This is a genomic window from Pseudomonas sp. rhizo25 (assembly GCF_031931935.1).
Classification (GTDB): domain Bacteria; phylum Pseudomonadota; class Gammaproteobacteria; order Pseudomonadales; family Pseudomonadaceae; genus Aquipseudomonas; species Aquipseudomonas synxantha.
In genome coordinates, this window is record NZ_JAUJXA010000022.1 from 1 (window position 1) to 15993 (window position 15993).

The 15993-nt window shown below is 61.1% G+C and carries 12 protein-coding genes; 4 read left to right on the top strand and 8 right to left on the bottom strand.

Features of this window, described 5'->3' with window-relative positions; all coding sequences use genetic code 11:
• A partial coding sequence (locus tag QZR30_RS25960) for a condensation domain-containing protein (RefSeq protein ID WP_311904550.1) occupies window positions 1-1590 on the bottom strand: 1590 nt, incomplete at its 3' end.
• A gap of 132 nt (window positions 1591-1722) precedes the next feature.
• On the bottom strand, window positions 1723-3372 hold the full coding sequence (locus QZR30_RS25965) for a cyclic peptide export ABC transporter (protein WP_046072229.1): 1650 nt from the start codon (window positions 3370-3372) through the stop codon (window positions 1723-1725).
• 393 nt (window positions 3373-3765) lie between these two features.
• Between QZR30_RS25965 and QZR30_RS25970 the strand changes: the two genes are divergently transcribed.
• Window positions 3766-6255, top strand: a complete 2490-nt coding sequence (locus QZR30_RS25970) for a TonB-dependent siderophore receptor (protein ID WP_046072230.1) — start codon at window positions 3766-3768, stop codon at window positions 6253-6255.
• Window positions 6256-6341: 86 nt separating this feature from the next.
• On the opposite strand, the gene pvdO is transcribed toward QZR30_RS25970, so the two are convergent.
• Genes pvdO through pvdM form a run of 3 tightly spaced genes read right to left on the bottom strand, consistent with a single transcriptional unit; the run spans window position 6342 to window position 9879 of the window.
• Window positions 6342-7214, bottom strand: a complete 873-nt coding sequence (gene pvdO, locus QZR30_RS25975) for a dihydropyoverdine dehydrogenase (RefSeq protein WP_046072231.1) — start codon at window positions 7212-7214, stop codon at window positions 6342-6344.
• 28 nt (window positions 7215-7242) lie between these two features.
• Window positions 7243-8511, bottom strand: a complete 1269-nt coding sequence (gene pvdN, locus QZR30_RS25980; RefSeq protein WP_059397634.1) for a pyoverdine-tailoring periplasmic protein PvdN — start codon at window positions 8509-8511, stop codon at window positions 7243-7245.
• An 18-nt stretch (window positions 8512-8529) separates the two neighbouring features.
• The gene (gene pvdM, locus QZR30_RS25985) at window positions 8530-9879 is read right to left on the bottom strand and encodes a pyoverdine-tailoring dipeptidase-like protein PvdM (RefSeq protein ID WP_068967006.1); all 1350 of its coding nucleotides are present in this window, start codon (window positions 9877-9879) and stop codon (window positions 8530-8532) included.
• Window positions 9880-10021: 142 nt separating this feature from the next.
• Here pvdM and pvdP point away from each other — a divergent pair, with 142 nt between their 5' ends.
• Window positions 10022-11647, top strand: a complete 1626-nt coding sequence (gene pvdP / locus QZR30_RS25990; protein WP_046072234.1) for a pyoverdine maturation tyrosinase PvdP — start codon at window positions 10022-10024, stop codon at window positions 11645-11647.
• A 21-nt stretch (window positions 11648-11668) separates the two neighbouring features.
• Here the strand turns inward: pvdP and QZR30_RS25995 are convergent, their stop codons facing one another.
• A complete protein-coding gene (locus QZR30_RS25995) occupies window positions 11669-12211 on the bottom strand; it encodes an acyl-CoA thioesterase (protein WP_046072235.1) in 543 nt (180 codons plus the stop codon).
• Between the two features lie 108 nt (window positions 12212-12319).
• On the opposite strand from QZR30_RS25995, the gene QZR30_RS26000 reads away from it, so the two are divergent.
• Window positions 12320-13279, top strand: a complete 960-nt coding sequence (locus QZR30_RS26000; RefSeq protein WP_046072236.1) for a GlxA family transcriptional regulator — start codon at window positions 12320-12322, stop codon at window positions 13277-13279.
• Between the two features lie 321 nt (window positions 13280-13600).
• Here the strand turns inward: QZR30_RS26000 and QZR30_RS26005 are convergent, their stop codons facing one another.
• Entirely contained in the window at window positions 13601-13987 is a 387-nt protein-coding gene (locus tag QZR30_RS26005; protein ID WP_082561440.1) for a hypothetical protein, read from the bottom strand.
• Window positions 13988-14129: 142 nt separating this feature from the next.
• Complete coding sequence (locus QZR30_RS26010; RefSeq protein ID WP_046072237.1) at window positions 14130-14852, bottom strand: pirin family protein; 723 nt, start codon at window positions 14850-14852, stop codon at window positions 14130-14132.
• A 180-nt stretch (window positions 14853-15032) separates the two neighbouring features.
• Here QZR30_RS26010 and QZR30_RS26015 point away from each other — a divergent pair, with 180 nt between their 5' ends.
• Window positions 15033-15983: a GlxA family transcriptional regulator gene (locus QZR30_RS26015; RefSeq protein WP_043051494.1), complete on the top strand. Its 951-nt coding sequence runs from the start codon at window positions 15033-15035 to the stop codon at window positions 15981-15983.
• Window positions 15984-15993: the final 10 nt, after the last annotated feature.

Genomic DNA, 15993 nt, shown 5'->3' on the forward strand with positions numbered 1-15993 from the left:
GCGGTTGAGCTGGTCGTAGCTCAGCTGTTGCTCATCGAACACCAGCGCCGGTGCCTCGGGCTTGGCTGCCACCTGGGCCTCGATCAACTGCTGTACGCTGTGATCGAGCGGGTACTGGATACCGGTGTTGTTCCACTCGTTGACGATCTGTCGTTGCTCGCCGCTATCCAGCATGGCCAGTTCGGCCAAACGCTGTTGTGGCGCCTCAATCAGACTTTGCAGCAAGCGCAGCCAATGCCGGCCCAGGCGCTCAATCGTAGCCGGGCTGAACAGTGCCGTGCTGTACTCGATGTCCGTCGTGATCTGTTGCGGCGCGTAGTCCACGTGCATCGACAGCTCGAATTTGGCTTCATGCTGCGCCACTGGCAGGAACGCCAAGGTCAATTCGCCCAGCGTCAGAGTGTCCGTTTGATCCTGGCTGACACGCCAGTTGAACAGGGTCTGGAACAGCGGGTTGGCCTGGGTGCTGCGTTGCAGTTGCAAGCGCTCGATGAGCAGTTCGATCGGGTAGTCGGCATGTTCCATGGCCGCCCGGGATTGCTGACGCAGCGCCTGGAGAAAAGCTTCGACGGTCAGGTCGTCGGTGAGTTGTGCGCGGTAGATCTGACTGCTGACAAAGTACCCCACCAGGTCCTGGGTCTCGCTCTGGTTGCGACCGGCATTCGGTACACCGACCGTGAAGTCCCGCTGGCCGCTGTAGCGACTGAGCAGCAGTTGCCAGGCGCCAAGCAGCACGATAAACGGCGTCAAGTCGTGTTGGTGGCAGAAGCCCTGCAACTGTTGGCTCAGGGTTGCAGGTAATGACAGGCGCAGATTGCCGGCGCGGTGCTGTTGTTCGGTGCTGCGGGGGTAATCGGCCGGCAGGTCCAGGGTGGGAATCCCCTGTCCCAGGTAGTCGGCCCAATACTCGGCGGCACGCAGTTGTTCGGGCGTGCCGGGGTATTCCTCGCGCTGCCAGCGGGCGTAGTCGGCGTACTGAATGGAAGGTCGCGCCAACGGCGTGGTATGGCCCTGGCAGGCGCGCCGGTAAGCCTGGGTGAGGTCTTGCATCAGGATCGGATTGGACCAGGCGTCCGAGACGATGTGGTGCATGTTCAGCAGCAGGATGTGGTCATCGTGTTCGAGCGTGATCAATGTGGCGCGAATCAGCGGGGCCAGGCTCAAGTCAAACGGCGTGCCGGCCTCGGCCGCAATACGCTGGGCGACGGCAGCGGCCCGGGCGTCGGGCGCGAGACCCGACAGGTTCTCTTCGTGCAGATGGATTCGGGCTTTCGGGTCAAATACTTGCCGAGGTTGGTCGTCCAGGGTCTGGAACGCAGTTTTCAGCACATCGTGTCGGTCGATAACCTGCTGCAGGGCCGCGCCCAGCGCTGCGATGTTCAAGGCGCCACGCAGGCGCAGTGCGTTGGGCAGGTTGTAGGCGCTGCTGCCGGGCGACAGCTGTTGCAGGAACCACAGGCGTTGCTGGGCGAAAGACAGAGGCGTGGGGCTGCGATGGGGTTGAGCCTTGATGGAATGCTCTGAGCCGGCGTCGTCGGCCATCAACAGGGCCAGCAAGTCGTCGTCGGGGAGTTGATTCAGTGGGTTCATGTTGGGTCTCGTCGCCATCGGCTGCGTAAATATGCGTTGTCAGAAAGACGAAGCGTGGCCGACGAGATTTAGGTATGACACGGGACTTCAATGGCCGGCGGCGAACGGCAGGGCGCTCGCCACAGGGTAGGTTCAGGCGACGGCTTTTTCGCTGATGACGCGCCCGGCCTGCATGCGCACCAACTGGTCGGCGACGTCGAAGTAACGGTCATCGTGGGAGATGACGATGATGGTCTTGCCCAGGCGCTTGAGGTCCGGTAGCAGCTCTGTATAGAACACGCGGCGGAAGGTCGGGTCTTGGTCGGCGGCCCACTCGTCGAATACCAGCACCGGCCGTTCGTCGAGCCAGGCGTTGATCAAAGCCAGGCGCTTGCGCTGCCCGGTGGAGAGGTCGGTGGTGGTGAACGCGCCGTCACGAATGCTGACCTTGTGGGCGATCTCCATGCGCTCCAGGTACTGGTTGGCATCCTCGGGTAGGGCTTTATCGCTCTGCACCAGTTCGTCGAACAGGTAATAGTCGGCAAAAATGGTGGTGAACATCTGTCGGTAATCATCCAGGCCACGCGCGTCCACGGCCATGCCGTTAAGACGGATTTCGCCACTCTGTGGGGTGTACAGCCCCAGCAGCAGCTTGATCAGGGTGGTCTTGCCGCAGCCGTTTTCACCGACGATGAACAGGATCTCCCCGGGCTCGATGCTCAAGTTGACCGGGCCCAGGGTGAAAGGCTCGCTGCCTGCCACGGGCGGGAAGGCGTATTGCACGTCGCGCAATTCCAGGTGCTTCATGGGTGGGATGCTGCGCTCGTCGGCATCCAGCAGCAGGTGAGGCTCGGGCGATGAAAAACGCTCGGACAGGTCGGCGATGCGGCGGAAAGCTATCTGCGCACGGCTGATGATCGGCAGGTTGGCGATCAAGTTTTCCAGTGGGCCTTTCATATAGAGCAGCACCAGCACAAAGCCGCTCATCATCGCCGGGTTGCTGCTGGGCCAGAACGATTGCAGGGTCAGCGCCAGGCCGATGACTACAAAGAACAGCATCGAACCCAGGCTTTTGGCGATCACGAAAATGTTGATCGAGCGTACGTGCGTGTCGCAGATGTGGTCGGCGGTGGCCTGGATATTGCGGGTCAACATGGCGTGGCGGCGCTTGCGGTGAATCCTCAACTCCTTGGCGCCTTCTGCGATGGCCGAGTAGTGCTTTTGCAGGCTGTCTTCCGCGTCGCGTGCCTCATAGAAGCCTTTGATGCCCTTGCCTTGTGCGATGAACTGGATGGCCGAGCCGATGCCGATGGCCAGCAATGTCATGAGGAAAATAGGCAGCGACAGGCTCGCCAGATAGCCCAGGCAGCCAAGGATCACCGTGATCGAAATGGCCAGCGGGGCGAAGGCGAAGGCGAAATCGCTGATGGTGTCGACATCGTGGGTCAGCACCGGAATAAGCCGGTGGCTGCGATAGCGTTCGATCTGCTCGATCGGTGCCGACAATACCTTCGCACCCAGATCCTTGCGCAGTCGGGCAATGACTTTTTGCCCGACAAAGTTGCTGCCGATGTCGGCGGCAATGCTGCTGAGCAGCGCGAGTACGCACAGGCCGGCAAAGGCCAGCACCACCGCAGTGGTGAGGCCGGACTCGCTGTGCAGGCCCTGGTTAACCGTGGCCAGCAGCGCGGTGACGCTCAGGCCTCCAAGGATGCCGAACAGAATCGAGAGGATGACGGTGTAGCGATAGGGCTTGAGCAGGCTCAAGAGTTCGCGAAGGGCGCTACGCGGTTTTGCAGTCATGAAACTACCTCGGTCGCGACGTGGCTACGTGCTATGGGCGAGTGGGGGCTGCGTCGATCGAGCTGATCGCCGGCGGGCTTTTGTAGGAGACGTTTCGACTCTGGCGCGATTTAGCTTTATCGCGCCGGACCTGGAGGTGGTGGGCCCTTGTAGGCGCTGATCAGCAAGGGCGGGCGCTGCATTGGGACAAGATTTTGGTGGCGCGCCTAAATTTTTTCTGCCGACAAGCGTTTTAGTCCTGATAAGGCCGGATTCCATTTCCGGTGGGGCGGTTAAAAAAAAGAGGTAAATGAGTCTGGTTTTCATTAGGCCATCCGTCTCATTCACCAGAGGCGCTCAAAGACGCCGCTATTTCTGCCAATCACACGCCTCATTGCTCAAGGATTGCTGTCGATGTCTTATCCCCTTTGGTTGTCTACGCCCAAGCGTTACGCGTTGAAGAAATTGCCGCAGGCCGTGCGCCTGATGATGCTGGGGGCTGTACTGGTCGTGCCGGCGGCTGCTACGTTGATGCCGGGCGCTGCGTTCGCCCAGGGCGAGGCGGGCAAGGTCGCCTTCGCGATTCCGGCCGGTCAATTATCGCAAGCGCTGATGGCGTTCGGCTCGGCGGCCGGCGTCTCGATCTCCTACGACCCGGCGCTGGCCAGCCAGCAAACCACCCGCGGGCTGAGGGGGCAATTCAGCGTGGATGAAGGGCTGTCCCGGTTGTTGTCGGGCAGTGGCTTGCAGGCCAGTCGCGAAGCCAGCGGCAGCTATGTGGTGATGCCGCCTGCCAGTGGTTCGGCGGTGATGATGCTGGGGGCGACCAATATCAGTGCCGAGGGGCTCGGGGCAACGACCGAAAACAGCGGTTCCTACACCACGGGCGCGACCAGTACTGCAACCAAGTTGCCATTGTCTCTGCGTGAAACCCCACAGTCAGTCAGTGTGGTCACCCGGCAACTGATGGATGACCAGCACCTGTCTACGCTCAACGAAGTGATGGCCTTCACCCCTGGTATCAGCATCAACCATCGCGACAGCGAACGGTTCGATTTCAACTCCCGTGGCTTTACCATCCAGAACTTCCAGTACGACGGCATTCCGTCGCAAGTGGCCAACGAGTCCCAGCAATACGTCGGCGCCATTTCGGACATGGCTATCTATGACCGCGTCGAAGTGATTCGCGGCGCTACCGGCCTGATGAGTGGCGCGGGGACGCCGTCCGCCACCATCAACCTGGTGCGCAAGCGTCCGACCAAGGACTTCCAGGGCTACGTGTCCGGGGAGGCGGGGGCATGGGATCGCTACCGCTCCGAAGTCGATGTCTCCGGGCCGCTGACTGAGACGGGCAATGTTCGTGGGCGCTTTGTCGCGGCCTACCAGAAACAGAATTCGTTTATCGACTGGTACGGCCAGGAAAAGCGCGTGATGTATGGCGCTTTGGATATCGACCTGAACGACAGCACGACGCTGCGCACCAGCCTCGACTATCAGAACAATGATGCCAATGGCAGCAGTTATGGGCATATCCCGCTGTTCTTCAGTAACGGCAAGCAAACCAATTTCTCCCGTTCATTCAACCCGGCCTCGCGCTCCAGTTACATGGACAACACCAGCTACAACTTCACCACCATGTTGGATCACAAGCTGGACAATGACTGGAGCCTGAAAACGGCTTACAGTCATCAGTATTCTTACCGTAAAGGCCAGGGCGCATCGGCCAGCGGTGGCTACCCTGACCCGGCGACAGGGCAGGGCACAGGCGTATTCATTTATCGCCTGGACAGCTACCAGACCCAGGACACCCTCGATACCTACGCCTCCGGCCCGTTCAACCTGGGAGGGCGCGAGCATGAGCTGGTGGTCGGTGCCAGTGCCTCGCGTACGCACCTTAACTTCCCCAACTACGCCAGCCACAACGATGACGGCGATTATGGGTCGGCGAATATCTTCAACTGGAATGGCAATGAGTACGGGCGTCGTCAGTACTTCAAGGATGGCGGCACCGTCACCACCTTGCAGCAGACCGGCCTGTATGGCGCCTTGCGCTTGAAACCGTTCGATCCGCTGACCATCATTCTGGGCACCCGGCTCAGTTGGTGGAACCAGGAAGACGAGGTCAGTAATTACCTCAATGGCACCAAGGCCACCGACAAGACCAAGAAAACCGGGGTTGTCACACCCTATGTCGGCGTTGTCTACGAGCTGAACGACACCTATTCGGCGTACGCCAGTTACACCAGCATCTTCCTGCCGCAGACCTTCTACAAAACTGGATCGGGCGGCTCACTGGCTCCGCTTGAGGGCGACAACTATGAGATCGGTCTCAAGGGTGAGTTCTTCAACGGCGCGCTGAATGCCAGCATCGCTGTGTTCGACATTGAGCAGAAAAACACACCTGAGCAAGCGGGCGTGGATTCTGCCGGCCGCGCGGTGTACAAGGCCATCAGTGGCACAAACACCCGTGGCGTCGAGACCGAGATCTCCGGTGAAGTGGCCAGCGGCTGGAATGTGTTTGGTGGCTATACCTACCGTGAGTCCCATGACAAGGATGGCGGTCGGGTCCAGACCAACCAGCCGATCAACCTGTTCAAGTTCGGCACGACTTATCGTTTGCCGGGTGAATGGAGCAAGTTGACCGTCGGCGGTAACGTGACCTGGCAAAGCGAGATGTACGCGTCTTCGCAAATCAACTATACAGGCCCTTATTACAAGGCGACCCAGGATCCGTTTGCGGTGGTCGGCTTGTTGGCCAAGTACAAGGTCGATGAGCACCTGACCGTAGGTTTGAACGTCAACAACCTGTTTGACCAGAAGTACTACGATGGCATGGGTACATTCAACTCGGGCTCCTATGGCGAACCGCGCAATGCCATGGTCAACGCCAAGTGGACCTTCTGATTCGCTGAGGCGCTGGGGTCGAAGAGGCGGGAGGGAGTTGACTCCCTCCCGCTTTCGTTCTGTATTGATGGGTAGGGCGGCCTGGATCAGAGGTCGCGAACGACTCTGAAACCGAGCCAGTCCCCGCGGGTATCAGGGTAGATGGTGTTGCGGTTGCCCGAGCGCGAAAACACCGGTGCCTCACCCCAGTCATTGCCACGAATCTGATAGCCCTCACAGTTGGGCTCCACCCACGCACTGCCATCAGTCGGTGCGCCGATGTAGTTTGGATGTTCGCAGTCAGCCACCCGTTCATACACATTGCCGTGCATGTCATACATGCCAAACGCATTCGGCGGGTAGCTGCCGACCGGCGACGAATAGCTATAGCCATCTGCCGGGCCGTAGGTGTTGGCGTGCTTGGCGATGCTGTAGCCCTTGCCCTCGTCGAACGGGAAGGGGAACGGGCCGGTTGTGCCGGCACGAGCGGCGTATTCGCGCTGGGCTTCGCTGACCATGTGGTACTGCTGCCCGGTCTTCTTCGACAGCCAGCTCACGTACTGCTTGATGTCGTCCATATCCATGCACACCGCCGGCTGGCGCGGGCCTTGAGGGTAGCGCGGCTTGCTGGCGATGCATTCGCGGCCAGGGCGATCGTCGCCGTTGGCGATCTTCACGCCGGTCTGGCGCACGTAGCTGTCCCATTCAGCGGCGGTGATATGGAAACGGCTCATGGCGAAGGGCTTGGCGAAGGTCACGGCATGCATCGGGCCTTCGTCCGGTTCGCGGCCGACCTCACCTTCCGGCGTGCCCATGGTGAAGGTGCCGGCAGGCAGTACCACCATTTCCGGGCAGTCCTTGCAGTCTTTGAATACCTTGCCGGGTTGTGGTGTGGCGGCCTGAGCCAGGTTGGGCAGCAGCGCGCCGCACAGGGCGGTGAGCGCCAGTGCGGTCAGGGGTTTGAGTCGGAATGGAGTCATGTGGGCATCTCGTCCAAAGGGAAAAAGGTCATAGCCGTTGGCTCAGCAAGGTCACGAAGCGCTGGAGCTCATCCGAGCTGTTGAGCAGGCCGGGCGCGGTACGAATCACCGGGCCGACGTCACGATCGACTGCGTCCACCACCACGCGGTTTTTCATCAGGTAGGCCGCCACCTCGTCGCTGTCCTGGCCCTTGACTCGAAAGAAGGTGAAACCCGCCGACAGCTCAGGGCTGCGCGGCGTGACCAGCTCGATCTGCGGGTGGGCCAGCAACTGGTCCTTGAGTTCGGTGTTGAGGGCATGGATACGTGCCTGCACCGGTGCTTTGCCCAGCTGGAGGTGCAGCTTGAAGGCTTCGTCGGCGGCCCAGCGATGTTCGAAGGCGTGGTAACCACCTGGCGTCATGGTGGTGGCGAAGTCCTTGTCCTCGGAAAAAGTCGGCACCATCGGCGTGACGTATTTGTTCTCGGCGTCACGGGCGCACACCAGGCCGGTGCCGCGCGGGCCGAACATCCACTTGTGGGTGCCGGCGATAAAGAAGTCGCAATGCATGCCCGGGAAATCGAGGTTCTCGACGCCGAAGCCGTGTACGCCGTCGACCACATAGAGGATGCGGTCGTTGTCGTCACGGTTGCGGTTATGTTCGTTCACCAGTTGGCCGATCTCGCCGATGGGCAGTTTCACACCGCTGCCGGATTGCACCCAGGTCATACCCAGCACGCGGGTATTGGGGCGGATGTTGCGCTTGATATTGCCCATCACTTCGTCGACGGATACCTGGGCGGCGTTCTTGAACAGGTGGATACGACGCACCCGGGTGCCCTGCTTGAGCGCACGAAAATCCAGGCTGCTCTGCGTGGCGTAGTGCTCATGCACCGTGGTAAGGATTTCCTGGTCCGGTCGTACCTTGATCCCGCCATAAATCATCGCCAGCCCTTCGGACGTGCTGCCGGTAAGGGCGATCTGTGCCGGTGTTGCATTCAGGTAGCGACCGGCCCATTCGCGCACCTGGCCTTCACGCTTCCAGGTTTGCTGCAGGTCCCAGTCCATTGCCAGCCCTGGGTTGCGGTCGATTTGCATGCGGTAGCGTTCAATGGCCTCGCGCACCGGCTTGGGGTGCGAGGCCACCAGGAAGTTGGAAAGGTGCAGGTAATCCGGGTCCTGGTTGAACAGCTGTTTCAATCCCGTCCATGGGTCATTCGTAGTGGCTGCCATTGCGGGGGGTAGCAGGGCGGCGCCCAGTGGCAGGCTCGCGGCAAAGACGCCGGCCTGCTTGAGAAATGTACGGCGGTCGGTCATGGACTTACTTCGTGGTGATTAGCGGTTGGCCAAGGGTTTGGCGGCTTTTTGTACCTGGTCCCACACGCGCAGGAAGTTGCCTCCCCACAGCTTGGCGATATCGGCTTCGGAGTAGCCGCGCTGGATCAGTTCGGCGGTGACGTTGCGCACCTCGCCGACGTTCTCCCAGCCCTTGAGGCCACCGCCATCGTTGAAGTCCGAGGCGATGCCGACGTGATCGATGCCGATCTTGCGCACGGTGTAGTCGATGGCGTCCCCCAGGTCCTTGAGGGTGGCCTTGGGTTCTTCCTCGAGGATGGCGTACAGCGCACTGGCGTATTGGCCGAAGCGTTGCTCAGGCCAGGCCGCAATGATTGCGTCGCCGGGCATCAAGGCCATGGCCAGGTTGGGCAACGGCGGCAGGTCGAAGCGCGCACGCAGGGCGTTGAGCTTGTTCTGGGTCGGTTGGCTCAAGGGGCGCAGGTATGCGGGGAAGCCCACCACCTGCACCACGCCGCCGCTGTTCTTGATCAGTTGCAGTTCCTTGTCACTGAGGTTGCGCGGGATATCCACCGACGCCCGTGGCGCCGAGTGGGATGCCACCATCGGCGTGCGGCTCAATTGCGCGACTTGCTCCAGGGCCTTGGTCGACATCTGCGACACGTCGATGATCACTCCCAGGTCATTCAGGCGGTGCACCGCTTGTTGGCCGATGGGCGACAGGCCCTCGAGGGCGTCGGTCGAATCATTGAAAAACGGCAACGGGCGCGACGAGTCGGACCAGGCGTTATTGCCGATGTAGCTGAAACCGAACATGCGCATGCCGCGTGCGGCCCACAGGTCGAGCTGGTTCAGATCATTGCCCAGGGGGTAGGCGTTGAGCATGCTGATAAAGATCGCAAACTTGCCTTCGCCGTGCAGGCGCCGCATATCGTCCGGGGTGTAGGCGATGCCCACCTGGTTGGGAAAGTCGCGGACCATGCCGGAAATGATTTTGTAGCGCACCTCCTGCTCATGGCGGGCCTCTTCGACAAAACCGTCGGTGGGCTTGTGGGGGGCGTTGGGGCCGCTCCAGATTTCCGGCCAGCCAAAAATCGTCAGCGCGGCGCCGGACAATCGGCCACGCGCTGCCTTGACCAGGTCGAACTGGCCGCTGCCATCCTTGTCGGCCTCATTACCCGCCGTGCCGAAATCCAGGGGCACGGTGATATGGCTGTCAAACGACAACAGGCGATCCTGCATTTCATTGGCTTGCTTGATCACCTCCAGCGAGTAGCCGGCGTTGCCCTTGAACCACTGGTCCCAGATCAGAAAACCGGACCCGGCGCCGATAGCCAGGGCCAACGGCAGGCCGATATACAGCGCCTTTTTCGAACGTGATTTTGTCATTGCCATCTCAGTCAGTTGAGGCCTTTGCTATCAGGAAAGAACGAGCGATGACGGGGGAAATTTAGGTGCGGGGGGCGCGGCGGTAAATTTCAGCGGGCTGCAAACGTTCTAGCTCTGATTAAGCCGTTTCCTAAGGTAGACAATGACAATCTCTCGACGTGGGTTCATCGCAGGCCTGGCGCTGACCGGCGCGGCCGTGCCGGCGGCCTTTTACGCCCATCGCGAGCTGACGCGGGAAGAATTCCCCATCACCCCCGGCGAAGCCACGGTCGACCTGGCCGATACCCAGGGCCAACACCTGGCGGACACCCTGCGCGGTGTGTGGAGCCTGCGCCTGGAAGGGCGCGATGCCGGGCTCAAGGGCTTGCCGCGGGACGGCTTGGAACTGCTGCTCGACATCGCCCCCCGTGGCCGCGGCCTGCGTGGTTACCTGGACACCGCCGAGAACCTGCGCGCCGACGGCGAACCGCGCTACCGCGTATTGGGCGATCTGCTCACCGGCGATGGCGCCGTGCTCTATTGGCGCTTGATCGACCGCGATGCGCAGGCCGATGTGCCCGCCTATGAGTTCAAGATGACCCTCGATGAAGTCTGGGCCGACTTCGGCAATGCCGGCAGCGGCACCCTGAGCGGGCAGATTCTCGACCTTGAGCGCCCCCTGGCCTTGACCGAGCGCGACAACCGTTTCATCGCCCACAAACAGCTGTTTCCCGAAGCCCGCCAGCGCATTGGCCTGAATCCGACCTTGCTGGCCTGGCTGGTGTCTCCCGAACACCGCCTGTTTCACCAACTCTGGCACGCCAGCCGTGATCGGTGGCACAAGCTCTCCGAAGAACAACGCGAAGCCCTGCGCGGCATCGGCTGGCAACCCGGGCCCCGGGGCCAGGAGCGCGACGCCCGAGGCAAACGCAAGGATCGCAACGGCTCGGGTATCGACTTTTTCTTCATGCACCGCCATATGCTCGGCACCGCACGCTCCATGCAGGATTTGCCCTCATGGCCGCAATTCCCCGAACCGCAACCGGCGCTGGAGCGTGATCGCCTGGGTTTTGTGCGGTACTTCGACAACCACGACGGTTTTGCGCTACCCCCTTGTTGGTCGGCACCGGATGACGCTGACTACACCCAGTGGGTCAGCGACATCAAGGCGGCCGAGACCTACCACAGCAACTTCCAGGTGTGGGAATCCCAATACCGCGATCCGCGTTACCTGGCCAAGTTGACCCTGGGCCAACTGGGCTCGGAGATGGAGCTGGGCCTGCACGACTGGCTGCACATGCGCTGGGCCTCAGTGCCCCGCGACCCTTCCAACGGTGCGCCGGTGCCGTTCGCCCGCGACCCTGCGGACTTCGCCCCACGTTGGTACGCGCCGGAAAATGACTTTCTCGGCGATCCGTTTTCATCCCATGTAAACCCGGTGTTCTGGCATTTTCATGGCTGGATCGACGACCGTATCGAAGACTGGTTCCGTGCCCACGAACGGTTCAACCCTGGCGAGGTGACGCGGATGAAGGTCAACGACGTGGCCTGGTTTGCTCCGGGTCGCTGGGTGGAGGTGGGCGATCCATGGCTGGGCCCGGACACCCACGGCTGCAGCACCACACCAGGGCTGCAACAGGGGCGCTCGATGGAAATGGACCCGGAAATCATGAAGCTGGCCCTGCGCATCACCTTTGGCGCCGATGAGGAGCTGCTCGAGGGGTTGTTCAAGCGCGTACCAAAACGGCCGTGGTATGCACGGCACTTGAAGCTCAAGCGCCAGACATAAAGTGTGGCCCAATAGATGTTTTCAAACCTGCTCTTCATCCCGCAGTTGCACACTCATCTCATCGCAACTGCGCGCCCAGTCGCTTAGCCATTGCGGCATCGGCGGCGAGGTTTCGTTCAAACCCAGTTCGCGCACGAATTCCGCCGGAGGCAGGGTGCCCTTTGCGGAGCGAAACACCCCGCGTATCACCACCACGCCAATCACCCGGCCGTTACTGACGAAACGGTGCTCCATCAGGCTCCACTTATGGTCCCAGCCGAGCATGCGGGTGTGCACTTCGAAGACCTCGAACAGCTTCAACTCTCGACGAAACTTGCCCCAGGTGTCGCCCACGATCGGCACGGCCTTGTGACGCAGCGCCACGCGGAAGGCGCCCGTGCGCAAGACAAAATCCATGCGCGCCACATCCGCCAGGGTGAAATACCGGCCATTGGTGACGTGCCGGTTGAGGTCCAGGTCCAGCGGCCAGACGCGCATGCGCACCACCGTGGTGTCCAGGCCATGTACCGGTTTGCGCCAGGGACGGCGCAGGAGCATGTGCAGTAATCGAAACCAGAGATTCATGAAACTACTCGACAGTTGATCAATGGCGGCACTGTAACGGTGCGGGATCGGCTAAGGTAGGTGCGCAAATGACTTATTACATGCGAAAAGCGCAAATCGGGTTCTTATATGCACATTACTCTGCTCCTGGCTGACCAATGTTCGGGTGCGGGTGCCACCCTGGTCATGGAGATGCTAAGCGCAGCCAACCTGTTCGCCGACCGCCCGCCTTTCGAGGTGGTGCTCGCCTCCCTGGACGGCCAGCCGGTGACGGCCTGGGGCGGGCAGCGCCTGCACGTGGATTGCTCACTGGAGCAGATTGCACACACCGATCTCGTACTGATACCCGGTTTTCTCTTCACCCTCAAACAAGCCTTGCCGGCGTTTGCAGCCTATGGCCCCTGGCTGCGTGAGCAGCACGGGCGAGGTGCCGTACTGGCCTCGATGTGCACGGCCACCTTCATGCTCGCCGAGACCGGGCTGTTGCACGGCTTGCGCGCCACGACCCATTGGGCGTTTGCTGAGTTCTTCCGGCGTCGGTATGCCCAGGTCAGCCTGGATGAGGCGCAGATCCTCTGCGAAGAAAACCGCCTGATCACTAGCGGCGGCGCCACGGCGGCGATGGACTTGATACTGCACCTGATCCGTCGTTTCGGCTCACCGGAACTGGCCCATACCTGCAGCAAATACTTGCTGATCGATGCCGGGCGCACCGAGCAGTCGGGGTACGCCATGTGGTCGTTGCCCAAGCACCACGGGGATGTTGAGATCCTGCGCGTGCAGCATTGGTTGGAGCAGCACTTCGCTGAATCACTGGTGATCGATGAGGTGGCCCAGCGCTTTGGCTTTGGCGTGCGCAATTTCAAGCGGCGGTTCAAGGACGCCACTGGTTGTACACCGATTGCCTACCTGCAGACCCTGCGTCTGGAGCGGGCCAAGCAGATGCTTGAAACCACCCGCATGACCCTCGACAGCATCACCTATGCGGTGGGTTATGAGGACAGCAACTCGTTTCGCCGATTGTTCCAGCAACGGGTGGGGATGTTGCCGACGGCGTATCGCAAGAAATTCCTGGTTGCCCAGGGATGAAGATGGCAGCAGACCTGCCTGATGGCCTCGGTCCAAATATAGAAGGGGACTTGCCCCCGATGACGGCCTGACAGCCAACCAGAATGTTGGATCAGACCGAGTGCATGCCCCACCACTCGGCACCTCGCTCAGGCTCGGTGTGCCCGTAATCCGCCATGGATTTGGGGGGGCGCCTCAGATCAAAAGCCAGATCAAGAGCGGCTCGCTGCGCATCGTGGTTAGCGTTGAGCGGTGCAGGATTTTGCGATTTTCATGCAAATCGCAGACGAAAAAAAACCGGCTGATCAGGCCGGTTTGGGGTGTCCCGCCAACAGAGCGGGGTTATACGTGGGTGCTCAGCAAACGTTCGGCACCACCTTCGGCGAGGCCACGTTCCTGCAGGCGATCCGCGCCACCTTCAGCCAGGCCACGTTCCTGCAGGCGATCCGCACCGCCTTCGGCCAGGCCACGTTCCTGCAGGCGGTCAGCACCACCTTCGGCCAGGCCACGTTCCTGCAGGCGATCCGCACCGCCTTCGGCCAGGCCACGTTCCTGCAGGCGGTCAGCACCACCTTCAGCCAGGCCACGTTCCTGCAAACGATCCGCGCCACCTTCGGCAACGCGGGTTTCTATCAGGCGGTCCGAGCCGCCTTCGGCGACTACCGGGTGGGCAAAAGCGTTTGCAGCGAGTACCGAGAAAGCGAGGCTAAGCAAGAGTTGGCGTTTCATGATGGTGTGCTCCGAGTGTCTTGGTTGGGTGCCGTTTGGCATGGGTTTGATGTTACGCGTTGGTTTTTTTAAGAGAACTTCATTGCGCTGATGGTGACTATCGATGCCAGCGATGGTCCTTGCCGAACCATCACTGCAAGCGTCACGGCATCTGCGGCAGTTCATTGGGGCGCAGGTCGAACACCAGCACCTCGGCGTCCTCGCCATGGCTCAGGCGAAGCTGGCGCTCATCACGCACCCGCACACCGTCGCCTTCCTGCAAGCGTTGGCCATTGAGTTCAACGCTGCCGCGCGCTACATGAACGTAGGCGTAGCGATCCGGCGCCAGCTCCAGGCGTGTGCTTTCGTCGCCGTTGAACAGCCCGGCATACACCCGTGCATCCTGGCGAACTTTCAGCGAGCCATTGGCGCCGTCCGGGGAGATGATCAGCTGCAAGCGCCCGCGTTTCTGCGCTTGACTGAAGTGCTCCTGCTGATAGCGCGGCTTGGCGCCAGCCTCGTTGGGCACGATCCAGATTTGCAGGAAGTGCACCCCCAGGCGTTGGCTGTGGTTGAACTCACTGTGGGCCACGCCGCTGCCGGCGCTCATCAACTGCACATCGCCAGGGCGGATCACCGAGCCGGTGCCCAGGGTGTCCTTGTGTTCCAGGGCGCCTTCGAGCACGTAGGAGAAAATCTCCATGTCGCGGTGCGGGTGCTGGCCAAAGCCTTTGCCGGCGGCGACGCGGTCATCATTGATGACCAGCAGGTCGGAAAAACCCTGTTCGTTGGGGTTCCAGTAGTTGGCGAAAGAGAAGGTGTGGAACGACTTCAACCAACCGTGATTAGCGGCGCCGCGTTCGGAAGCTTTGCGAAGGGTCAGCATGGTCCAGTCCTCAAGTGAGCGCGGGCTGCGAGATGCAGGGCGCTTGGGTGAGGAGAAGATTAATGGTTATCGAATTATTCATTAACGAGCTGAAAATAGAATAACTGTCTCTCTCTGGTTGACACTCAAAGTCGTGCCATAATGCCCGCCGCATTTCTGTTCAATGGACTTTCCCCGCTTATGAAAACCGTGGCCATGGCGCTGTTCCCGGACTTCCTGCTGCTCGACATGGCCGGGCCGCTGGAAGTGTTTTCGATTGCCAACCGCTACCTGCCGGCAGCCGACCACTATCAGATCCTGACCATTGGCACAGAGCCCGGTCCGTTGCGGGCCTCCAACGGGGTGATGGTGCAGACCGATTTGCTCTTGGAGCAGGACCATGCCGCCTATGACCTGCTGCTGGTGCCGGGCGGTCCGGGCGCCTATAACGAATGCCATCCCGCACTGCTGCCCTGGCTGAAAGCAGCGGCACCACGGTCCCGGCGTTTCGGCTCGATCTGCACCGGCGCCTTCGTGCTCGGGCATGCGGGCTTGCTCGACGGGCACCGCGTGACTACTCACTGGCATTACACCGAGCGGTTGATCAAGGCGTTCCCCAACGCCATTGTCGAGACCGATCGCATCTACTTGCAGGACGGGCGCCTGATCACCTCGGGTGGCGTCACCGCCGGTATCGACCTGGCCCTTTCGGTGGTCGCCCAGGACCACGGCAAGCAAGTGGCGGTGGATGTGGCCAAGGTGCTGCTGGTGGTGATGAAGCGCCAGGGCGGTCAGGCCCAGTTCAGCCCGATGACCGCTGCCGTAGCGCCCCAGGAAACTGCGATCACCCGCGTACAGAACCACGTTCTGGCGCATCTGGAGCAAGCCTTTACCATCGAGTCCATGGCCGAACTGGCCGGCATGAGTGCACGGCATTTTGCGCGACTGTTCGCCAAGGACGTGCAGATGACGCCCATGGCGTTCCTGCAGGGCGCACGCATCGACCGGGCTCGGCACTTGTTGGAAACCACCGACCTGCCGCTTAAGACCGTGGCGTTCCACGCAGGCTTCGGCAGCGTGCGGCATATGCGCTTTCTGTTCAGTGAAAAGCTTGGCCTGAACCCTACCCAATACCGACAACAGTTCAGTTAACGACACAATG